The organism is Parasaccharibacter sp. TMW 2.1888 (assembly GCF_023167265.1).
GTDB classification, from domain to species: Bacteria; Pseudomonadota; Alphaproteobacteria; order Acetobacterales; family Acetobacteraceae; genus Bombella; species Bombella apis.
Window position 1 is genome coordinate 29,158 of the sequence record NZ_CP030979.1, and the last position, 22,137, is coordinate 51,294.

22 protein-coding genes are annotated in these 22,137 nt (G+C 57.4%); 6 read left to right on the forward strand and 16 right to left on the reverse strand.

All coding sequences use genetic code 11. The features are described 5' to 3' along the window. Positions 1 to 99 precede the first annotated feature (99 nt). From mltG to DTQ13_RS00155, 8 genes are all read right to left on the reverse strand, one after another. Complete coding sequence (mltG, locus tag DTQ13_RS00120) at positions 100 to 1,170, reverse strand: endolytic transglycosylase MltG (RefSeq protein ID WP_043560075.1); 1,071 nt, start codon at positions 1,168 to 1,170, stop codon at positions 100 to 102. Between the two features lie 43 nt (positions 1,171 to 1,213). After that, the gene (fabF, locus tag DTQ13_RS00125; protein WP_248460675.1) at positions 1,214 to 2,497 is read right to left on the reverse strand and encodes a beta-ketoacyl-ACP synthase II; all 1,284 of its coding nucleotides are present in this window, start codon (positions 2,495 to 2,497) and stop codon (positions 1,214 to 1,216) included. Between the two features lie 127 nt (positions 2,498 to 2,624). Next, on the reverse strand, positions 2,625 to 2,867 hold the full coding sequence (locus tag DTQ13_RS00130) for an acyl carrier protein (protein ID WP_043560073.1): 243 nt from the start codon (positions 2,865 to 2,867) through the stop codon (positions 2,625 to 2,627). 163 nt (positions 2,868 to 3,030) lie between these two features. Beyond that, entirely contained in the window at positions 3,031 to 3,774 is a 744-nt protein-coding gene (gene fabG, locus DTQ13_RS00135; RefSeq protein WP_248460681.1) for a 3-oxoacyl-[acyl-carrier-protein] reductase, read from the reverse strand. Between the two features lie 13 nt (positions 3,775 to 3,787). Beyond that, positions 3,788 to 4,732 (reverse strand): ACP S-malonyltransferase, encoded by a 945-nt coding sequence (gene fabD / locus DTQ13_RS00140; protein WP_103765550.1) that lies wholly within the window; start codon positions 4,730 to 4,732, stop codon positions 3,788 to 3,790. A gap of 48 nt (positions 4,733 to 4,780) precedes the next feature. Beyond that, positions 4,781 to 5,506: a glycine betaine ABC transporter substrate-binding protein gene (locus DTQ13_RS00145; protein ID WP_043560070.1), complete on the reverse strand. Its 726-nt coding sequence runs from the start codon at positions 5,504 to 5,506 to the stop codon at positions 4,781 to 4,783. 122 nt (positions 5,507 to 5,628) lie between these two features. Further along, entirely contained in the window at positions 5,629 to 7,722 is a 2,094-nt protein-coding gene (locus tag DTQ13_RS00150; RefSeq protein ID WP_193599734.1) for a M13 family metallopeptidase, read from the reverse strand. Between the two features lie 37 nt (positions 7,723 to 7,759). Further along, a complete protein-coding gene (locus DTQ13_RS00155; protein ID WP_248460682.1) occupies positions 7,760 to 8,584 on the reverse strand; it encodes an acyl-ACP desaturase in 825 nt (274 codons plus the stop codon). 121 nt (positions 8,585 to 8,705) lie between these two features. On the opposite strand from DTQ13_RS00155, the gene bioB reads away from it, so the two are divergent. Then, positions 8,706 to 9,701: a biotin synthase BioB gene (bioB, locus tag DTQ13_RS00160; RefSeq protein ID WP_043560069.1), complete on the forward strand. Its 996-nt coding sequence runs from the start codon at positions 8,706 to 8,708 to the stop codon at positions 9,699 to 9,701. Positions 9,702 to 9,772: 71 nt separating this feature from the next. Here bioB and DTQ13_RS00165 read toward each other — a convergent pair whose 3' ends face one another. The 5 genes from DTQ13_RS00165 to DTQ13_RS00185 form a co-directional block, all read right to left on the reverse strand. After that, positions 9,773 to 10,561 carry a hypothetical protein gene (locus tag DTQ13_RS00165; protein WP_103765552.1) on the reverse strand — a complete coding sequence of 263 codons (789 nt, stop codon included), beginning with the start codon at positions 10,559 to 10,561 and terminating at the stop codon, positions 9,773 to 9,775. Next, positions 10,558 to 11,466 (reverse strand): MlaD family protein, encoded by a 909-nt coding sequence (locus DTQ13_RS00170; RefSeq protein WP_227449698.1) that lies wholly within the window; start codon positions 11,464 to 11,466, stop codon positions 10,558 to 10,560. The genes DTQ13_RS00165 and DTQ13_RS00170 overlap by 4 nt, the downstream gene beginning before the upstream one ends. 73 nt (positions 11,467 to 11,539) lie before the next feature. Then, positions 11,540 to 12,271 carry an ABC transporter ATP-binding protein gene (locus DTQ13_RS00175; protein ID WP_081563177.1) on the reverse strand — a complete coding sequence of 244 codons (732 nt, stop codon included), beginning with the start codon at positions 12,269 to 12,271 and terminating at the stop codon, positions 11,540 to 11,542. 2 nt (positions 12,272 to 12,273) lie between these two features. Beyond that, complete coding sequence (locus tag DTQ13_RS00180) at positions 12,274 to 13,092, reverse strand: ABC transporter permease (RefSeq protein WP_248460683.1); 819 nt, start codon at positions 13,090 to 13,092, stop codon at positions 12,274 to 12,276. After that, on the reverse strand, positions 13,089 to 15,479 hold the full coding sequence (locus tag DTQ13_RS00185) for a cache domain-containing protein (protein ID WP_227449700.1): 2,391 nt from the start codon (positions 15,477 to 15,479) through the stop codon (positions 13,089 to 13,091). The genes DTQ13_RS00180 and DTQ13_RS00185 overlap by 4 nt, the downstream gene beginning before the upstream one ends. Positions 15,480 to 15,566: 87 nt before the next feature. Between DTQ13_RS00185 and DTQ13_RS00190 the strand changes: the two genes are divergently transcribed. Both DTQ13_RS00190 and hisI read left to right on the forward strand, forming a co-directional pair. Further along, a complete protein-coding gene (locus DTQ13_RS00190) occupies positions 15,567 to 16,415 on the forward strand; it encodes a folate-binding protein YgfZ (RefSeq protein ID WP_248460684.1) in 849 nt (282 codons plus the stop codon). A gap of 1 nt (position 16,416) precedes the next feature. Next, on the forward strand, positions 16,417 to 16,839 hold the full coding sequence (hisI, locus tag DTQ13_RS00195; protein WP_081563179.1) for a phosphoribosyl-AMP cyclohydrolase: 423 nt from the start codon (positions 16,417 to 16,419) through the stop codon (positions 16,837 to 16,839). 64 nt (positions 16,840 to 16,903) lie between these two features. Here the strand turns inward: hisI and fghA are convergent, their stop codons facing one another. After that, positions 16,904 to 17,755 carry an S-formylglutathione hydrolase gene (gene fghA / locus DTQ13_RS00200; RefSeq protein ID WP_408902128.1) on the reverse strand — a complete coding sequence of 284 codons (852 nt, stop codon included), beginning with the start codon at positions 17,753 to 17,755 and terminating at the stop codon, positions 16,904 to 16,906. Then, positions 17,755 to 18,876: an S-(hydroxymethyl)glutathione dehydrogenase/class III alcohol dehydrogenase gene (locus DTQ13_RS00205; protein ID WP_043561195.1), complete on the reverse strand. Its 1,122-nt coding sequence runs from the start codon at positions 18,874 to 18,876 to the stop codon at positions 17,755 to 17,757. Before DTQ13_RS00205 ends, fghA begins: the two co-directional genes overlap by 1 nt. A 119-nt stretch (positions 18,877 to 18,995) precedes the next feature. Between DTQ13_RS00205 and DTQ13_RS00210 the strand changes: the two genes are divergently transcribed. From DTQ13_RS00210 to DTQ13_RS00220, 3 genes are all read left to right on the forward strand, one after another. Further along, positions 18,996 to 19,871 carry a bestrophin family protein gene (locus DTQ13_RS00210; protein ID WP_086431419.1) on the forward strand — a complete coding sequence of 292 codons (876 nt, stop codon included), beginning with the start codon at positions 18,996 to 18,998 and terminating at the stop codon, positions 19,869 to 19,871. Positions 19,872 to 19,959: 88 nt separating this feature from the next. Then, positions 19,960 to 20,532 (forward strand): CarD family transcriptional regulator, encoded by a 573-nt coding sequence (locus DTQ13_RS00215; protein ID WP_227431438.1) that lies wholly within the window; start codon positions 19,960 to 19,962, stop codon positions 20,530 to 20,532. A 78-nt stretch (positions 20,533 to 20,610) separates the two neighbouring features. Beyond that, positions 20,611 to 21,411 carry an SDR family NAD(P)-dependent oxidoreductase gene (locus DTQ13_RS00220; RefSeq protein ID WP_248460689.1) on the forward strand — a complete coding sequence of 267 codons (801 nt, stop codon included), beginning with the start codon at positions 20,611 to 20,613 and terminating at the stop codon, positions 21,409 to 21,411. 48 nt (positions 21,412 to 21,459) lie between these two features. On the opposite strand, the gene DTQ13_RS00225 is transcribed toward DTQ13_RS00220, so the two are convergent. Then, a complete protein-coding gene (locus DTQ13_RS00225; RefSeq protein WP_043560048.1) occupies positions 21,460 to 22,104 on the reverse strand; it encodes a YceI family protein in 645 nt (214 codons plus the stop codon). Between the last annotated feature and the right edge of the window lie 33 nt (positions 22,105 to 22,137).

The following is a 22,137-nucleotide window of genomic DNA, read 5'->3' on the forward strand; positions in this document are numbered from 1 at the left end:
GATTGAGGCAGATCATACGGTCTTCTCACAGATGGGGGCATTATCCAGAAGTGGATAATGCCCCTTCTTCTTTTCAGGTATCCCGCTGCACAGGAAAAATTACTGGGCTGCCGCTTTTTTCATACGGCGATAGGCACGGACGTTATCCGTCTGTTCGGCAAGGGTATGGGCAAAATTATGCCCCCCATGTCCTGTTGCGACAAAATACAGCGCATTACCCGAAGCGGGATGGGCTGCTGCCTCCAACGACTCACGACCGGGCGAACAGATAGGCCCCGGAGGCAGACCCGGATGAAGATAACTGTTGTAGGGGCTTTCTGTCTGCAGGTCCTCATGCGTCAAGGGGCGAGGCAGCACCCCATCTCCATCGCTCAACCCATAAATGACAGTCGGATCTGTCTGAAGCTTCATTCCCTGTTTCAGACGGTTCAGGAAGACCCGGGCGATCTGTGGTCTCTCCTCTGCCAAAGACGTCTCCCTTTCCACAAGCGAAGCCAGAATCAGAAGCTGTTCTGGTGTGGTTATGACACCCTGCAAGGCTGCTTGATCCCGCTGATCCCAGATCGCCTGAAGCGTCTTACCCATCAATTCTGTCATGTGATGCAGAAGTGCCTGTCGCTCCATGCCCCAGACATAAAAGAACGTCTGAGGTGCCACCTGCCCCTCCCCTATGGTGGGAAGGTCTCCTTGCAACGCAGGTGCCTGCATCAGTAATGTCCTGATGCGCTTTGCTGTCAGGCCCTCCGCTACGGTCAAACTGTGCGTGACAGGATGCCCATGACGGAGAATCTCAAGACTGTGAGCCATGGACACCCGCTCTGGAAACTTCAGTTCCGCTGCGTGAATCGCTCCCTGTGAGCGGGTGGCATACATGGCTACCTTGAAGAACAGGGAAGACACACCACCCCGTGCCAGAATCCCATTTTCCTGAAGGGCTTCAATGACCCGACCAGTGCCCCCCTTTGGGATGACAACCACACGCTCTGTCTGTAAAGGCCCCGGGTCTGTGTAATGGCCATACCCGGCGAAAACGGTTCCACCAGCAGCGGCCAGCAGCAAAGCAAAGACCCGTCCTTTTGTCAGGAGACGGAAACGCTTCCTGGCCCTGCTTCCACTCTCTTCTTCAGGCCCCTGTTTTCTGGAAGTGTCTGATGCAGGTTCCTGTGCCATCGTTTCAGTCTCCAGCGTCGAAAATCTGCATCAGACAGTCAGATCAGCCCCTGAACCGCTTCAGAACAAGGCTGGCGTTGGTCCCACCAAAGCCAAAGCTGTTGGAAAGAGCAACATCCACCTGCTGCTCTTTCGCCTTGTAAGGGATACGGTCCATGGCGCTCTCACTGGACGGTTCATCCAGATTGAGCGTAGGAGGCAGGATACCATCACGCATGGCCTGAAGGCAGAAAATGGCCTCCACGGCGCCAGCGGCACCCAGCAGATGCCCGATCGCCGACTTTGTGGACGACATGCTCGTACCAGCAGCTGCATCACCAAACAGGCGCTCTACAGCCCCGAGTTCCAGATCATCCGCCATTGTGGAGGTCCCATGAGCATTGACATAGCCAATCTCGGCAGGGCTGACCCGGGCATCCTTCAGGGCAGCCTGCATGGCACGGAAGGCCCCTTCATGATTCTCCGCCGGAGCGGTGATGTGATAGGCATCCCCCGAAAGACCATACCCAACGACTTCGCCATAAATCTTGGCACCACGACGCTTTGCATGTTCGTACTCTTCCAGCACGACCACGCCGGCACCCTCACCCATGACAAACCCGTCACGCTGCCTGTCCCACGGGCGGGATGCTGTTGTCGGACTGTCATTGAAACTGGTCGAAAGGGCGCGGGCTGAACAGAAACCGGCAATACCGAGCTCGCAGATGGCCGACTCTGCGCCACCAGCAACCATTACCTTCGCATCGCCATGCTGGATTAGACGGGACGCATCACCGATCGCATGGGTACCGGACGCACAAGCAGTCACCACGGCATGATTCGGCCCCTTGAAACCATAACGGATGGACAAATGCCCCGCCGTGAGATTGATCAGCGATGAAGGAATGAAGAAAGGAGAAAGACGACGTGCCTTGCCTGCTGCCACAGCCAGCGAGTTGTCGTAGATCGTTTTCAGGCCGCCAATGCCAGAACCGATCATGACACCTGTTGCACAACGATCTTCCTCTGATTCCGGCTTCCAGCCTGAATCTTCCACAGCCTGGATACCCGCTGCCAGACCAAGATGGATGAACCGGTCCATCTTTTTCTGTTCCTTGACAGGCACCCAGTCGGAAAGGGTAAGTCCACCCTCTTCCGTTGGTCCGGCCGGAACTTCGCCTGCAATTCTCGCCGGAAGATCAGAAGCATCAAACTGTGTGATCGGACCAATGCCGGATTGAGAGTTGATAAGGCGCTTCCATGTCAGTTCTGCACCAACAGCCAACGGGCTGACTACGCCTATTCCCGTAACGACCACACGTTTTCTGTCCGTTCCAGAGCCGCTCATCGCCGCCTTACCTCACAATTCGTAAATACGCATAAAGCGAAACGGACTTGCTCCGCTTCGCTCTTTCAGAACGGAGCGGACTGATCCCCGACCAGCCCGTCCCGTCATCCAATCCCTACACCGGGAATCAGGCAGCTTTCTGCTTGGTGATATACTCGATGGCATCATTCACAGTAGCAATCTTCTCGGCGGCATCTTCCGGAATCTCGACGGAGAATGCTTCCTCGAAAGCCATGACCAGCTCGACCGTGTCCAGACTGTCAGCGCCCAGATCGTCGATGAAGGAAGCATCCGGCTTCACCTGGCTTTCTTCGACGCCCAAATGCTCGACGACGATCTTCTTCACCTTGTCAGCGATTTCGTTGCTCATCTGCCTTAAATCCTTGCTACCCCTACCGGGTGTTTCTAAGAAAAAAACCTGCCTGCCTGTCAGCTTCGGGACATCGGAATGCCCGGCAATGAAGCCATACTCTGAGCCTTTGCCAGGCCAAGCAGGCCGCGCTTAGCATGTTTTCCTGCAAACGCCAACTTTTTCAGACCATGGCCATCCCACCATTAACATGAAGCGTCGTGCCCGTCACCCATGCGGCCTCGTCCGAAGCAAGATAGACAACGGCTGCAGCAACATCCTCCGGGCGCCCCATACGGCCAAGCGGAATATTACCCAGCAGCTTCTCCCGTACAGCTTCCGGCAGAACATCGGTCATCGCAGTCTCCACGAAGCCCGGTGCCACAACATTGACCGTCACACCACGGCGGCCTGCTTCCTGGGCCAGAGACTTGCTCATGCCCACCAGACCGGCCTTTGCAGCTGCATAATTGGCCTGCCCCGGATTGCCCGTTGTCCCCACAATGGAAGAAATGGAGATGATACGCCCGGTACGGCGCCGCTGCATCCCTTTCAGCGCAGCACGGGCCAGACGGAACGGACTTTCCAGATCGACTTTGAGCACCTGTGCCCAATCATCATCCTTCATCCGCACGGCCAACGTATCCCGTGTCAGCCCCGCATTGTTGACAAGAATATCCAGAGGCTGCCCTGCCACTTCCTCTGCACGGGCCACCAGAGCATCGGCCTGTGCATCATCCGACAGATTGGCCGTGACGACATACACACGCTCACCACCCAGAGCCGCTGCCACATCCTGGAGGGCTCCCTCCCGTGTTCCGCTCAGCACGACAGTCGCACCACACTCATGCAGCTGACGGGCAATGGCCGCACCAATACCACCAGAAGCGCCGGTCACCAGAGCCAGCTTACCAGAAAGAGAAAACATCAGGACTACCCCCTTACAGGCTTTTCAGCATTGTTTCGATCTCTGCCGGAGTTCCAGCATGATCAGCCGCCAGATCAGGCACGATGCGACGCGCCAGCCCTGTCAGCACCTTCCCGGCACCCAGCTCATGCTGGCAGGTAACATCCTTGCCCGGCATGGAAAGTACAGTCTCCCGCCAGCGCACACGCCCGGTGATCTGCTGGCCCAGCAAGGTACGGATGTCATCAGGCTGAGAGACTGGTTCTGCCGTCACGTTGGCAATGACAGGAATGGCGGCAGGCCGGAACGCTGCCCCTGCCAGAGCCTCTTCCATCTCGGCGGCAGCCGGTGCCATCAGAGAAGAATGGAACGGGGCTGATACGGGCAGCTTCACCACACGGCGGATGCCTCTGTCCTTTGCCGCTGCCATGGCACGGTCCACCGCTGCCATATGCCCCGAAATGACGATCTGCCCACCACCATTGTCATTGGCGATTTCCAGAACATCACCTTCCGCACAGTCTGCACAGATCTCCTGCGCCACATCCGGCTCAACACCCAGAATGGCCGCCATGCCTCCCTGCCCTGCAGGCACGGCACGCTGCATCGCCTGGCCCCGCAGGCGGAGAAGGCGGGCACCCTCGGCAATCCCCATGACACCAGCTGCTGTCAGGGCAGCATATTCTCCCAGGGAATGGCCTGCCAGAAGCATGGCTTTCTCTTTCAGGGCAAAGCCCCCTTCATGTTCCAGCACCCGCACGGTCGCCATGGAAACTGCAAAAAGAGCCGGCTGGGTGTTCTCCGTTGCCGTCAGCTCGGCGGGATCCCCCTCAAAAATCAGCCGGGAAAGATTGGCCCCAAGAGCTTCATCCACCTCTTCAAACACGGCACGGGCAACAGGGAATGCCTTGTACAACTCCAGCCCCATCCCGACAGACTGGCTGCCCTGACCAGGAAACACAAACGCATGACGAGCCATGCAAACACCTCCAGCTTTCAGTTTATCAACGGTGATGACAAAAGAACGTCAGCGGGGAATCAACCGCCCGCGCTGCCATGATTCCGCAGCGTCTCCGGGGCCCATTCCATCAATGCTTACGGCGTAGTCAAGAGCGCTCATGACCTTGTTGCTCAGCATCATGATGGACAGCTCATCCAGCATGTCTTCATCCACCTCCGCACGAAGCCCCTTGCGCAGAACAAGCCGGGCCGTCTGCACCTCGCCAGCAAGCAGGTCTCCATCAGGAAGACCCTCCAGCATCTCGACATGGAAAACGGCATGAGGCTGCCAGACAGCGACCAGAGGACAATCCCCTGCCTCTTCCGCCTGCTTCAACCGCGGGAAGACCTCTTCCGGCGCAACAACTTCAAGAGGGAGCTCCTTGAGGGCAGGACGCTGCTCAAAAGCTTTCTCCACAAACGGGCGTGCCTCGGCCGTGGTGAGAAGGGAGGTAAAGTCTGCAGCCTTCCAGCCAGCACCCTTCCCTGATTTTTTAAGGGCGGAAAACTGAAGTTCAGGATGATACAGGCTACCAATGGCTTCATGCCCATGAGACAGAATGACCTCATCCTGCGGGAACCATGCCGACACGAGAATATCGACCTCGCCATCGTCCAAAGCCTGTAAACGTTCATCCCGGCTCAGATCAGCATAGGCGACTTCCTCACCATTCGCCTCGATGACACGGGCCACGCCACTGGCACAGGCGGCATGCAACGCCGTGTAAAGATGACCAATAGTGAGATATGACATGAAACAGCCCCGCATGATGAAGAAACAGACCCGGGATAGCCATAGCCCGGCCGTTTGTGAAGCCCTGCCCCCATTTTTCCCTCAGGCAGGGGCCGGCTTCGCAGGACGATGGTCTGCTCCTGTTACCATATCTTGACCCGCTGCTCCGGCGGCAGATACAGCCTGTCTCCCGCTTTCACACCGAACACCTGATACCAGAGATCGATATTGTGAACCGGCATGTTCACCCGGCTGGCAGCTGGAGCATGCTCGTTGGAAAGAACCTGCCGTTTCAGGGCATCTGGCCTGTCCTTCTCACGCCAGACCTGCGCCCAGCCGAGAAACACTCTCTGGTCTCCCGTCCAACCATGAAGAGGTGCCTCCGTCCGACCATGAAGGCTGTCATGATAGGCCTGCACCGCCAGATTCAGCCCCCCAAGGTCAGCAATATTTTCCCCCATGGTCATCCTGCCATTCACATGCAGGCCGGGAAAAACTTCCTCGGCATCATACTGGGCACCGAGTCTTTTCGCTCTTTCCTCAAAAGCCTGGGAAGACCGGCTGCTCCACCAGTCATGCAGGCGACCATGCTCGTCATAATGACGGCCCTGATCATCAAAACCATGGCTCATCTCATGACCAATGACCCCGCCAATGCCGCCATAATTGACGGCCATATCACCCGTGGGGTCAAAGAATGGCGGCTGGAGAATGGCCGCAGGGAAAACGATCTCGTTCTTTACCGGGTCATTATAGGCATTCACTGTCTGAGGCGTCATGTCCCATTCGTCCCGGTCCACGGGACGGTCGAGCTGGTCCAGACGATGATGCCAGTTGAAAGCGATGCCACGTGAGGCATTGCCATAGACATCGCCCGGGCGAATATCCAGTGCGGAGTAATCCCACCATTTGTGGGGATAGCCCACCTGCATGGCAAAATGATCCAGCTTGACGAGCGCCGCCTGACGGGTCGGAGCATCCATCCATTCATTATGCTCCAGCCGCCAGCGGAAGGCCTTCTTCAGCTTCTGGACCAGCCCGGTGATCCGATCCTTCGCCTCAGGCGGGAAATAATGTTCTACATAGAGGCGCCCCAGCGCCCAGCCCATGGCCGTATTCGTAGCACGGACAGCACGCTTCCAGCGGTCGGGCTGGCGCTTCATGCCCATCAGAACCCGACCATTGAAATCAAAAGACGCATCTGAAAACTCACGAGAGAGATATGGCGCTGCATTGTCGGCCAGATGAAAAGACAGCCAGGCCTTGACCGTCCTCCTGTCAGCCCCGGCAATGATCCGGGCCATCTCCGCAATGGATTCCGGTTCACGCACATCGATCACACGCTCCATCAGACCTGCCTCTGGCACCCCCATGGTCCGCAGGTAAGTGACCCAATCCACATCGGGCGCCAGACCAACCAGCTCTTTTACCATCATCGGATTGAACATCTTCACGGGGTCCCGTGTCTGATCACGGGGAGTTTCCACCTTCGCCAGTGCCGTTTCCAGAGCCACAACAGCTGAGGCGTCATTGTCCGGATCAGGCCAGTCCAGCAGTTCCAACATTCTGGCAACATGAGCCCGGTAGGCATTTTTCTGCGGGGCCAGGGCAGGATTGCTGTAATAGCTGATGTCAGGCAGCCCAAGACCCCCACTGATGCCAATACTCATGCCCTGATCCAGCATCAGCATGTACTGTGTCGGATCCTTCTGGTTCTGTTCAATATCCAGAGCAAAAGGGCTGTACATGAGGGAGCTGGCCGAAAGACCGAACAGACGGGCCAAGGATGCCCTGTCATTCATGTCCCGTATCTGGCCCAGCTCCACCTCAAGCGGATCGCCACCTTTGGCATCAACAGTCTTCTGATCGAGAAAGCTGCTATAAAAGGTTGCCAGCTTGCTGCGTTCGTCTCCCACCTCCGCATACGGTAGCAAGGCCTCCAGAAGCGCTTTCTGCCTTACCTGAGACAGTTCAGCGAGAATATGGAAAGGCCCGTAACTGCTCATGTCGTCAGGAATCTTCAGCTGCCCGATATAATGGCCGTTGGCATAGGTAAAGAAATCCTGCCCTGGCGGAGTGGCCGGATCCATTCCTGCCTGATCAAACCCCCAGCCATTCCTGTAGGCCTGAGGCGTCTGGGTCTGTGCGTGGCCAGCTGCCCCTGCGGCAAGCCCGGCCCCGATCACCATGAGCATGCTGCACTGTTTCAGGACGGTACGGAATGATGGAATTTTCATGAAAACATCCATTGTTGAAAAAAGGGTATGAAACAGCTCAGGCCTGCTGAAGCTGACGGGCGAACGACCTCTGCTTCCAAGAGATCAGGGCATGCATCCCCTTCGCAAGCCACCGCTGCATGCGGGAATGGGGTGTCAGGCCCGATGTCTTCAAAATCATGGCCGTGACACGGTCCAGATGCTTCTGCTGGTAGAAGGACAGGGCCCGGGCCATGTAGGCAGCAATACAGTTCTTGTGATCATAAAAACGGAATTTCTCACTGTTCGTGATGTAAAAGGCTGTTGCAAGTTCGTCATCCTCACTTTCCATCACACGGCTCAGGGCAATCCGCAGACGGAACCAGCGCCCCAGCTTCTCACGTTCCAGATAACGATGCATATTGTCATAAAACAGTTTGAAATGACGGTATTCATCAGCAGCGATCTGCTTGCAGACTGCCTTCAGAACGGGCTCATCCGTAGCGTCAGCCAGTGCCGTATAGAAAGAGGATGTTCCCGTTTCCACCATGCAGCGGGCAATCAGCTCCCCCGTACGAGACCCCCTGATGGATGAGGACACGTCCGTATCTATCCTGTAAGCGTCCCGATACCGCTCAAAAGCTTTGGCATAATCCCAGTCCGGGTCTGCCAGCATGGCCCATTTCCCAAGGGCATCTCCATGCTGGACCTCTTCTTCCGCCCAGTTCTGTGCGGCATCCCGGAAACCGGAATCGTCATGGAAAACATTCCTGAGGTAACAGGTATAGTCCCGCGCATTCCGCTCCACCACAGAAGCTGCCTTCACAAGGGCAAGGATATCAGGGTTCACCTTCCTTGCGTCAAAGGCGGCCCAGTCCATCTGATCAATCTGCCAATGTTTCATAAAGACACCCTGCATTTTCCGAAATGACGTTAACCCTTCATGCATCTATCATACTTTTCGGATGGCATAGCGTCCATCTTTTGGGTAGGTGTATGCAGCCAACTCTGGAGACAAAAGCTAGATGACTGAACAGACCTGCCCCTCGCCTCAGAAGGTCACGCTCCGGCACGACTGGGCTCGCGAAGAAGCAGAAGCCCTTCTTGCGCTGCCCTTCCCGGAGCTGATCTTTCAGGCACAGCTGGCACACCGGCAATTTTTTGACCCCACAAAGGTACAGATATCAACCCTGCTCTCCATAAAGAGCGGCGGTTGCCCGGAAGACTGCTCCTACTGTCCGCAGAGCGCCCACCACGACAAGCGCATGGCCGCTGAAAAGCTCATGCCGCTGGAGCGTGTCATCGCCGATGCCAGACGCTCGAAGGAAGCCGGTGCCGGGCGGTTCTGCATGGGCGCTGCATGGCGTGCCCCGAAGGACCGTGACCTGGATGCTGTCTGCCGCATGGTTGAGGAGGTCAAGGCTCTCGGACTGGAGACCTGCCTGACCATAGGGATGCTCACGCCCAGCCAGTCTGCCCGCCTGAAAGAGGCCGGTCTGGACTATTACAATCATAATCTTGATACGTCAGAAGATTTCTACGGCAAGATCATCACCACACGGACCTATCAGGAACGTCTGGATACTCTGGCCAATGTGCGTGATGCCGGCATCAAGGTCTGCTGCGGCGGGATCATCGGCATGGGTGAAGACACGCAGGACCGTGCCGGCCTGCTGACGACACTGGCCAATCTGCCGACCCACCCGGAAAGTGTTCCCATCAACCTGCTCGTCCGCGTGGAGGGCACTCCGCTAGCTGATGAAGAGGCCGTGGATCCGATCACCTTCGCCCGCGTGATTGCAACAGCCCGCATCATGATGCCAGCCAGTCACGTCCGTCTGGCAGCGGGACGTGAAAACATGTCCGAATCAACACATGCGCTCTGTTTTCTGGCAGGAGCCAACTCCATTTTCTGGGGGGAAAAGCTGCTCACGACGCCCAATCCGGCACAGAACAGGGACACAGAGCTTCTGGCCATGCTGGGCATGAGCCCCATGATGCAGAAAACGGCAACAGCCTGATCTGACCCCACCATGGATGCGCTCCAGAACGGTTTCCGGAGCGCATCCACCTGACCAGACAGGCAGCGAGCTTACAGGCTGGTCTGCTGCTTCCGGGCACTATCCCTGAAACGCTGCATGACACGCCCAGCAGCCTGCTCCTTCCCCATGGCACGAAGAGCTTTGGCCTCCAGCAGCAGAGCCCGACGCATGGCTTCGTAATCCATGTCTTCCCTGCGTATTTTCACCAGCCCCTCGGCAGACTCTGCCGCTGGCTGCCAATCCCTGTTCAGGATCAGACGCAGGGTAAGAAGTTCTTTCAGGTTGGCCTGGTCCTTGTCATTCCTGCTGGGAGCAAGAGCGGTGATGGCCTCCTCCAGCCCAGCCCGATCAAACTGCGCAGCTGCTGCCAGACCACCCAACGCATAAGCGCTGAAACGTATCCGATCATCCGGACTGGTCCTGGCCAGCTTCGCCTCATCACCCGCATGCTGCCAATATGTCTGGGCATAAAAGACAGATGCCCGTACGAGATGCAGATCAGCCTGCCGTCCGCCAGTCCAGCCCCTCACCATCAATGCTTCAGACACCCGGCGTAATGTCTCCAGACTCGCCTGATAGTCTTTCAGACGCAGCTCGCTGGTAGCCAGGTTGAAACCGGCATCATGGATGGCCTGAACATCATCAATCAGAAACGCCCGCTCCAGAGCATCTGCGTAATGCTGCCTCGCCTGTTGGATATAGCCAAGACTGAACACACTGTCGGCAGCATCCATTCTTGTGGCGTAGCGCTGGTCTTCCCACTCACCGGGACCGCTGGAACAACCTGAGAGAAGCCCGGCGGAGAGGGAAAGAGAGATGATGACATTGCAAAATTTCATGGTCTCACCTCACGGGCCGGGAGCCTACGGTCAGGCCGGTGCCTGTTTTTGCCGCCACCACCGCCCAGCAACCACAAACCCCGCAGCTGATCACTCAGCTTGCGCAGGCTGTCTGCCGTAGCCTCAGCTTCAGCCAGAACGGCGGGAAGCTGCTCCGTGGCATCAGCCACATTACGGACGCTCCGCTGCACTTCCGGGCCGGAATCTTTCAACCCCTTGGTCAGGCCATGCACATTCTGCATCACGCCATTGGCTTCATTCAGCGTAATCTGCAACTTCTGTTCCAGTGGCTGCACAGCCTCAATGGCCTTGTTCAATGAAACCAGGATCGTATTTACACGCTGGGCCGTTTCCTCATTGGTCAGCAGGGCACCAGCTGTCCCCTTACCTGCATGAAGGTCCACCATGATGTCCTTGGCCTGCTTCGTGATCTCTTCCACATTATCCATGGCAGGAAGCAATCTGGCCCGCAGATCTATCAGGGTCTGGACAATCATGTCCGCAGGGTTGGGTTCCACGCTGGTATTCAACACGGCATAGTCCCAGTTGAGCGGCTCTCCCTGCCCACGGGTGATTTCAATATATCCCGCACCCGCCACGACAAGGCGACGTTTGATGGTAGCAATGCTGTCACTGCGAATATAGCGCTCGAAATGGGGTTCGATCGTTCCTTCCGCATACATACGGCCTGATTCATTGAGGTCCAGCCGCCGGATTTCCCCTACACGGACCCCCATGACTTCAATGTCATTATTGACAGCCAACCCCGCCACACCACTTTCCGGCAGCACGAAATGCAGACGCCCTGCCGGTGTCAGCCACTGCTTGAGAAAACCGGCCTCGACCAGAACAGCTGTCAGGATGACAAGAGCCAGCAGAACAAGCAGCCCGACCCACTCATCCACGAAAGAGCTCCTGAACAGAGGAGCTGCCAGACCGGAACGCCGACGTAAACGTAAAGGACGCATCACATATCTCTCACTTTACGAGACCATTACTACCGAGGCGAAAACGCTGCATGCCGGGCCCGGCATAACCAGCCCAGGCGGAACGCTCCGAACCGATCCACACGACCGCACAGCCCCGCTCCCGTGCAGCTGTCAGTTCTGTCAGAAAAGCATTGTACAGCTCGACCGGTCCCCCAAGACTGATAGGATTTTCCAACAGAAGCAAGGACGGCCTGTTCATGAAGGTTCGCACATATTCCGAGCGTTTCCTGTCCAGCGGGGAGAGTTTTTCAGGCAGCTGCGTTGGCAGGCCGGGCATGCCGAATGACTGGGCCAGCTGGACGGCCTCCACCACCAGTCTGTCATAAGAGGCACGACTGTGATGCAGGCTAGGCCAGAGAATATTCATATGCATCTCGTACAGGTCAATCCAGCCACTGTCCTCGGTAATGCGACCGATACGCCCCCGCAGTGCCTGCGCCCGTCTTTCATCCAGCTCCGCCCAGTTCAGCCCCATGCAGCTGACCGTTCCCTGTCCCCTGCCTGTCCTCGCATCCTGCCTGACGGGCAGAAGCCCTGCGCAGAAATCCGTAAACTGCGACGCCCTGAAACTGTCACGACACTCCACGAACACACATTCACCGGGTGCCAGTGCCAGATTGTATTTTACTGAAGGCAACCCTGTGGAATCAGACACCGGAACAGCATCATCCAGCTTCAGGACAAAACCATAATCCCCTTCTGAAAGAGTTGTGCCTTCCACCGTCAGAAGCTCCCCAGAACGACGTCGATCACCACATTGATGACCAGAATGGACATGATGCCACGCGCAAAGCCCCGTGGCATGAAGGTTGTCAGATTGTCCTCTGCCGTCACATCCATGCCAGACAGACAGCAGCACAGACCGACACAGGCCCCGCTCAGAAGAAATTTCAGAGGAATCCCGATATAATCACCCGGCTGCATGCTGTTGATCACATCGAAAATGAAAGACCAGATGGATGACGTGACGATCCCTTTCATCCAGCAGGCCACATACCCCATGCCCAAAGCGATGACGCTGAAAAAGGTACCCAGCGTGACCCCGCCCACCGTCGTCGCAATGGTTCGTGGCACGACAAGTGCCAGAAACGGATCAATACCCATGCCATTCAGGGTCTTGAGCCGCCCGCTGGTTGTCAGAGTGCCCATTTCCGTCAGCATCAACATGCCAGAACGTCCCAGAAGAATGACGCCGACGAGAATGGGCGCAATTTCCCGCAGCAGGACGCTGGAGAGAAGGCTTCCGGTCATCTGCGACATGCCAGCAAAACCCAGCCAGTAAACAGCCTGCGAAACCAGCCCCAACCCCGTGATGACGGCCACCACCACTACGCTGAAAAAACCGCTACCTACCAGCTGACGCAGATTGCGACGAAACTCGATGATGACCGTCCGACGCCATGAGCTGGGGTGCAGCATCTCATAGACGACCCCCCATGCAGCCCCGATCATGATGAGGAAGAACCGGGGCTGGGACCGGGCAAAACGGCCCAGCATGGCCAGGCCACTATTAATGACGGCAAAGCGCTCGGAGAAATTCATGATCCCCCTGCCGCCGTGTTCTCACTCCTGCCTGCCAGAATGTAGCTGTTGGAGATCCCATTGTTGGGCAGGAAAAACTCTCCCCTCAGACGGAACAGGAAAATGCCCTGCAAGGCCTGATAGGCTCGCTCTGAGACCTGTATCTGCCCCCCATCAGGAGCATTGTGGGCCAAGGCTTCTGCCATGGTGAGCCCCTCTCCCCACAGATTGAAGATGTCCCGTCTCTCCCCAAAATAGGCAACAAGGACAGGCCCGACGTCAATCCCGATACGGAACATGAGCTGCGTGTTCATCTGGGCAATGACCATCAGGCAGGCTTCCCTGATTCCGATGGCTGCCTCTGCAAGATGGACGGCCCCCTCCGCATCAACGTTCTGGGAACAGCTGCCCAGGAAAATGAACCGATTCCCCGCCACCTGGGCCGAAAACAGACCACGCTCCCTGGCAATGCCTTCGATCTTCCCGCCAAGTTCGGCCACCAGTTCCAGCATGGCCTGGGCAGCATCGCGGTTGGAAGAATAAGCCTCGGAAAATTCCAGAACCATGATGGGCACCGTCGGATACAGGCCGGGCATGGGCGGTGTCCTGTCGGTTTCCTCTTCCGGATGAATGAGAAAGCCCTCGACAATACGCATCTGGGGTCTGGGCGACCGGCCAGCAGAATCGGCCATGGTGACAGGCCCGCCCTGAGCCTGCGCCGCCTTTTTCTCTTCCTCCTGAACATGACCGAAACGGACAGCCAGAATCGAAGCGATCAGACCAATAACACGGTCCGCCTCACCCAGCTGGTAGGGGTCCTCCAGCATGATGGCGCCCACCGGCCGGTGCTCTTCCATCACAGGCATGAAGAAGAGATGTCTGGCTCCGATCATCCGCATGACCACACGCTGAAGGCTCTGGAAACGCTGATCCTCCTCCGCATCTGGCAGATCAACGGCATGGCCGCTTTCCAGACATTCAAAGACGCCAGAGTGACCGTTTCTGGTCAGCTCCATGCCCGAACCGTGAGCATCCCTGCCACGGTCGAACATGTCCTCACACAGCAGCCTGTCCCCATCAGCCAGCAGCCGCCAGATGCTGGCCCGGCGTGCTACGGCACGTTCGGCCAGAGCCTCGCAGAAATAAGGCTGTTCCTGCTCTGGATCGAGCAGACCTTCCATGTTGGTGATCTTCAGAAGGACCGCATTGTCTTCCTTCTTTTTTTCATCAAGCACATTCAGGCCGGTCTGCAACCGTTCAACCCGCCGTCCCTGATAGATCAGCCCCATGGCGAGAATCAGCGCCAGCCCGACAATCACAACAGAAAAATAAACCGCCTGTTTCTGCACGGCATGTGTAAAACTGGCAAAGTCACTTTCAGGCGCATTCAGCAGCAGCACCCACGACCTCTTGGCCAGCGGCATGGCAGAGGCAATGGTAACATAGTTCTGTCCCCTGGCATGGACCATGCCCGTACCATCTCCCATGACACGAAACACATTGAGCGCCCGGACGAACACCGGCTGTGTCTTGGGGTCCAGATGGACATTCTCCGCATCGAAACCTGGCTTGCCGACATCCAGCATGTTATGGCCCGCAATCACATGACCACTCAGATCCACGATCACAGCCTGTCCGCTCTTGCCGACCTTGAGGCTGTTCACGAAGCGTGTCAGCTGATTCAATGAAATGCTGATGGCAAAAACGACGTGCCGTCCATCCAGTGTCCTGAAGGCCATGGAGGCCGTGACGATGAACTGATGCGTCGAGAGATAAGGATAAGGGTCGGTCCAGAACAGGCGCCGGTCCGGTGTCCTGTCCTCAAACCGGAGGGCCCCCTTGTACCAGGGACGCAGCCGTGGATCATACCCTTCGGCAGAAAGCCTGTCCGTAGAGATGAAGCGGCCATCCTTGTCGGTGACCCTATGGCGGTAATAGGGGGCCCCGTCTTCTTCCTGAAGAGTCGTTTCCTCGTACTGCCCTTCCCGCCGGGCAGACATCCAGAAATGCCCCTGATCATCAGCCAGATAGAAACTGTCCACATGCGGAATGCCCCGCAGGACAGAGCGCCCCAACGACATGAAGGCACTGGCATTCGCCTTCATGTCATCACTGGCCAGCATTCCACTGGCCATGAAGGAAATACCCGTCGCCGGAGAGAGATAATGGCTGACTTCTTCCGTAATATAACGCTGCTGGCTTTTGAGCAGATTCCGCGAAAGGGTGATCGCCCCCTCCCGCATGGTCCTGTACGTGTAGAGCGTGACAACTCCGATGGTCATGATGACCAGGATCACGCCAAGGATTGGCCCTATGAACTGAAAAAGCTGCCAGCGCCGCCCTGTCGTATCAATGGCGGGATCTATGATCTCATCTGTCGGCAAGGCTCTAGAATCCCCCTCGGTCATCCGGTATCCCGAAATGATACCTTTTATGCCATGCTGGAATAGGGCGAAGGTCCCTTTTCTTTTGCCACCACTATCATGCGGACACTGATGAAGCGCAACCATCTTTCACGCCGTTCTGTCATTTCACTCACAGGAAATGAACGGACCAGCTTTCTGAACGGCCTCATAACCAATGATGTACAGGCCCTTTCACAAAACGGGACCGCATGGGCCGCCATGCTCAATGCCCAGGGACGCATACAGACGCTCTTCTTCCTATGGAAAACTGAAGAGGCTCTCCTTCTCGACCTCCCGGAGACTGAAACGGACTCCCTCCTGAAAACCCTGCGTCGCTTCAGACTGAGAGCAGACGTACACATGGAACGGATGGACGCCACCATCCTGACAGGAGCGCCGGAAACCCCACGGCCGGACGGGGCACTCATCCATGCTGCAGACCCCCGGCATCCAGCACTGGGCTGGCGGGCCATCATTCCAGGCTCTCCCGCCAATGATGAAGCCGTCCAGCAGAGAGAAGCCGACGCCCTGCTTGCCCGGCGCCTTCAAACCGGTATTCCGGGAGATGAGGATATCGTCCCCGGCCAGACACTGGTGCTGGAGGCCAACATGGACCACCTCCATGGCGTATCATGGACCAAAGGCTGCTACCTGGGGCAGGAGGTCACCGCCCGGACCCATTATCGGGGGCTCATCAAGAAACGGCTGCTGCCGGTACGGTCTACCGATGGCCAGCCCCTACCCAATGAGGGCGCTGTGACACTGGACGGACAAGAGGTCGGTGAGCTCAGGTCACATGCCGGTCAGCACGGGCTCGCCCTGCTGCACCGTCGGGCCTGGAACACCAGCGGGCTACAGCTGGACGGTCACCCCATCACGCTGGACTGGCCTGACTGGCTCCCCAAAGATACGGAACAGACCCAAGAAAAGGACTCCTGACATGCCTTGGCAGCCTATCACCGATCCTACCCTGACAACCCTGCTGGATGAAGTTCATTTCAACAGCCGGGGCCTCATCAGCGCCATCGCACAGGATGAAAACGGCGAAGTTCTCATGCTGGCCTGGATGAACCGGGAAGCCCTGGCCGAAACATTGGCAACAGGGCGGGTCTGCTACTATTCCCGCAGCCGGAACACACTCTGGCGCAAAGGAGAAAGCTCCGGGCAGGAACAGCACCTTCTTGCCGCCGCTCTGGACTGTGATGCGGACTGTCTGCTCCTGACCGTCCAGCAGAAAGGCGTTGCCTGCCATACGGGTCGCCGCAGCTGCTTTTATCAGTCCCTCACCCCTGCCGGCTGTGTAGAGCTGACCAGCCCGGCCATTGCTCCTGAAGAACTTTACAGCACGAAAAAATCATCCTGACACAGAAAAGCCCTTTCCGACCCGAAGGTGGAAAGGGCTTCAGCCACGCCATAATCATGAATGATCAGAGCAGGCCCTCGGCATGATGTTTGAGATGGTCCTGTATGAAACTCTGCACGAACCAGTAAGAATGGTCATACCCCTCATGCCGCCGCAGTGTCAGGGACTGCCCAGCCGCCTTTGCCGCCTGTTCCAGCCGCTCCGGCTGCAAACGGGACAGGAATTCGTCATCCAGTCCCTGATCGACCAGCAGCGTGCCCGGATGAGTCATGCCGGCCTCCAGAAGAAGGCAAGGATCGTACTGCGCCCACTCGGCCTCGTGCCCGCCAAAATAGGCATCCGTCACCTTATGCCCCCAATCCACCTGCGAGGGTGAAGAAATGGGAGCAAAAGCTGACACAGTCTGCCACGCTCCAGCATCACCAAGCGCCACAGCCAGAGCCCCCATGCCTCCCATGGAATGACCCATGATTCCACGGCGTCCGGCCATGATGGGAAAATGCTCTTCCACCAGAGCAGGCAGCTCCCGGCGCACATAGGAGCCCATGCGATAATGGGCCGCCCATGGGTCTGTCGTGGCATCGACATAATAGCCGGCACCCGTGCCCAGATCATAGGCATCATCTTCCCCGGCCACGTCTGCACCCCGTGGGGATGTATCCGGCGCCACCAGGGCAAGGCCATGGTCCGCCGCATGACGGATGGCGTTGCTCTTGATGAGGAACGTCTCCTGCATGCAGGTCAAGCCCGCCAGAACATGAATGGCAGGCACACGATCACCAGCAAGCGCCTTTGCCGGAAGGAAAATGCTGACACGGGCCGGCAACCCAAGTTCCTGCGACTGGTGGGAGAGGAAGTGTACCTCCCCTCCACAGCAGGGATGACGCTCAATCAGTGTGAATGGATTCCTGCCCATCATAGCCCGTAATTCACAATGTTGCGGATGCCTTCGCCACGCTCCATCATCTCGAAGCCCTGGTTGATGTCATCCAGTTTCATCTCATGGGTGATGAGATCATCAATGTTGATGCGCCCTTCCATGTACCAGTCCACGATCTTCGGAACGTCAGTCCGGCCACGGGCCCCCCCGAAGGCAGAGCCGATCCAGCGGCGACCTGTCACGAGCTGGAAAGGCCGCGTGCTGATTTCCTGCCCTGCACCGGCCACGCCAATCACGCAGGACACACCCCAGCCGCGATGGGCACTTTCCAGCGCCTGACGCATCAGGCTGACATTACCCACACACTCGAACGTATAGTCGGCACCGCCCCCCGTCAGTTCGATGAGATGACCAACAAGATCACCATTCTCTCCCAGATCCTTGGGATTGACGAAATCCGTCATGCCGAATTTACGGGCAATGGCCTCACGCTCGGGGTTGATATCGATGCCGATGATGCGGTTTGCCCCGACCATTTTGGCTCCCTGAATGACATTCAGGCCGATTCCGCCCAGACCGAACACCGCCACGGTGGAGCCGGCCTCGACCTTGGCCGTGAACAGCACGGCACCAATGCCGGTCGTCACGCCGCAGCCGATGTAGCAGACCTTGTCGAACGGAGCATCAGAACGGATCTTTGCCAGGGCAATTTCCGGCATGACCGTGAAATTGGCGAATGTGGAACAGCCCATATAATGGTGGACCGGCTTTCCCTTGTAAGAGAACCGTGTCGTGCCATCCGGCATCAGGCCTCTGCCCTGCGTACTGCGGATGGACGTGCACAGGTTGGTCTTGCGGGAAAGGCATGACGGACACTCACGACATTCCGGGGTGTAAAGGGGAATGACATGATCACCGGGCTTGAGGTGCTTCACCCCGGCACCGACCTCACGGACAATCCCGGCCCCCTCATGCCCCAGAATGGACGGAAACAGACCTTCAGGATCCTTGCCGGAGAGCGTGTATTTATCCGTATGGCACAGCCCCGTGGCCATGATCTCCACCAGCACTTCCCCATCCCGGGGCCCTTCCAGCTGGACGGTATCAACAACCAGCGGTTTGCCTGCTTCAAGAGCGATTGCGGCGCGAACGTCCATTTTCATTACCCCTTATTAATTCTGTCTGTCGCTGTTTCTGCGGCCCGAATTGTGCCACAGAATGAGCGGGCTTCAAGCCCTGACATATTCACCACTCGCCATGTGAGGAATCTGCCACCTTGATCATCAAACGCCGCTACGGACTTTCCATACTCTTCCGGGAGATACTCCCCCCTCTGGTCATCCTCACAGGATGGGACTGCGTGGTGGTCATCCTGTTCCAGATATTCCATCAGGAATGGATGGAACAGCCCGCCCTTCCCTTTTCTCTCATGGGGTCAGCCCTGGCCATTTTTCTGGGAATCCGCAACAACGCCGCCTATGCCCGCTGGTGGGAAGCCCGCACCCTGTGGGGCGCCATCACCAACAACTGCCGCTCTTTCGGGCGAGAACTGGAGTCCCTGCTCGGGGGGCAGCCCAGCCTGGCCCGGGCCATGGCAGCCTATCCCTATATCCTGAAATCCTCACTGAGCGGCAACGAGCCGGACAGCGCCATCCAGGGCCTGCTGGATGCGGACACCTACCGGTTTGTCTTCTCCTGCACAAATCCGGCCAATGCCCTGCTTTACAGAATCGGCCAGAAGGTCCGTACCCTGGTTGAGGAACGGCACATAGACGGAGCCGTACATGGTACGGTGGACCGTATCCTCTCCGACCTCGCCAATGCTCAGGGCGGACTGGAACGCATCCGCAACACGCCCCTGCCCGTGCAGTATTCACTTCTGCCAAAAGTCATCACGCATCTCTTCTGCATCCTGCTGCCCCTGTCCGCCGTGCAGACCCTGGGCTGGATCACCCCGCTGGGCTCCAGCATCATTGGCGTGCTCTTCCAGATGCTGGACCGGAGCGGGCAGAACCTTCAGGAGCCTTTCAAGGTCAGCCCCCATTCCCTGCCCATGCTGACAATGAGCCGCACGATCGAGCGGGACCTGCTCCAGCCACTGGGCATGGAATATCACCCATTGCCACAGCCCCGCTTCGGGCAGATGCCATGACAGACACCCTTGGAAGACCAGTTTCAGGTTCTGCAAGACATATTCCCGTTTTTCTGCTATCCTCCCCGCCATGAACAACAGCTTCAGAATGTCCCAGAAGGGTGGTGTTACTGACGAGATGGCCCGCGCCGCCGCCGAGCACACTGCCCGTCAGAAAGACCCAGAGCAGGAAAAGAATCCTTTCCGCGAGGGTGATGCCATCGTTTACGCCGCCCACGGCGTAGGCCGGGTTGACCGTATCGGTGAAGAAGAGATCGCCGACACGAAGATCGAAATGATCCAGATTTCTTTCCCCGGCAACCAGATGACACTGCGTATCCCGCTTGCCAAGGCCCGCAAATCCGGCCTGCGCAAGATCGCCACGCGCGAGATCGTGGACAAGGCCATGTCCGTCATCAAGGGCAAGCCGCATGTCAGCCGTGGCATGTGGGCCCGCCGCGCCGTGGCCTACCAGGAAAAGATCAACTCCGGTGATCTTGTCCAGATTGCGGAGGTTCTGCGTGACCTGCGCCGCAATGTGGACAGCCTTGACGGCAGCTTTTCCGAACGTAAACTTTTCGAAGCCGCTCAGGAACGTTTCGTCGCCGAGCTGGCTGTACTTGAGAACAAGGATCCGGCCAAGGTTCTTGAAGATCTGACCCAGACCATGAAGAACGCCTGATCCCTCATCCCCTCCCTCAGACCTGTCTCTCCGGGAGGGGTGCTTCCTCCAGAACCCTGACGGGAAAGGTTAGAGGTTATGTCCACAACTTCATCAAAGCGTTTTGCAGGGCAGAAGGTCCTGATTACCGGCGCCTCCCAGGGAATCGGTGAGGCTGCCGCGCAGTATTTCGCCAGACACGGGGCACAGGTAGCCATTAACGGACGCAAGGAAGATAAGCTGCGGACCGTTCTGGAAACCCTCCCAAAAGTGGCTGGCGGCGAGCATGTCATCGCTGCCGGTGACATCTCCAATGAAGAAGCTGTCGAAGGCGTTTTCCAAAAGAGCATTGAAGGCATGGGGGGCCTTGATATCCTCATCTGCAATGCAGGCTATCAGATTCCCTCTCCCTCCGAAGACGTGAAACTGGCCGATTTTGAAGGTGTCATGGCCGTGAACGTGACAGGCGTCATGCTCTGTTGCCGTGCGGCCCTGCGCTATTGGCTGAAAACCGGCGTGAAGGGGCGAACCGTTGTTAACTCCTCCGTCCACCAGCTGATCCCCAAGCCTCATTATCTGGGCTATTCAGCTTCCAAAGGTGCCGTGGGCAACATCGTCCGTACCCTGGCTCTGGAATATGCCTCCCGTGGAATACGGTTCAACATCGTCGCACCCGGCGCCATCGTTACGCCGATCAACGATGCCTGGGTGAACGATCCCAAGCAGTATGAAGCAGTTGCCAGCCACATCCCTATGAAACGCCCCGGCAACAGCGACGAAATCGCTACGGCCATGGGCTTCCTTGCCTCTGAGGAAAGCAGCTACATCACGGGCCAGACACTCTATGTCGATGGTGGCCTGACCCTTTATGGAGATTTTGAACACAACTGGTCATCATAAGACCAGAGACGGCTCCGGCGAAGATGTTCCGCCGGGGCCGTCTGCCTTTCACCTGTCATCCGATCCTGCTGGAACGGCCACGTCCTGCCGTTCAAAAGCGGCAGCGATCCTCAACTCAACTTCATCGCTGACATACGGAATGAACATCCTGACGCCAAAATCGCTGCGTCTGATGGTCGCTGTCGCATCAAAACCGACCGTATATTTCTTGTCGAGCATATTGACGCCCGCCCCAAGGAAATGAACACGCAGCGTCTCAGGATGCGTGATGCCGTGCAGTGTCAGGTTGCCCGATACTAGGGCGTCATTCGGTCCCGTCTGTTTGACACTGACAGAAACAAACTCAGCCTTGGGAAACTGGCCCGCCGCCAGCCATTCGCTCCCTTTCAGCTCCTCCATCAGTTTGCTGTTTGTCGTCAGGACAGAAGACACCGGCACGGAAACGGAAAGGCTGGAGGCTTCCGGCTGGCGGGGATCCAGCCGAAGCACACCAGAAGCCCCGGAGAAAAGCCCTTCAAACACGGAAAAACCGAAATGCAGCACGGTAAAGCTGACCTGCGTATGCTGGGGCTCGACCCTGTAATATCCCGGCTGGATCTGGGATGCATCCGTCACGACCTGTGCAGACGCCACTGCCGGAACCGAGCAGGAAAGAGCAATGGCCGTAAAAACAGACCGTAATGAGAAACGCATGGCAGGTCCTTCCCCTGTAAAAACGTGTGGCAG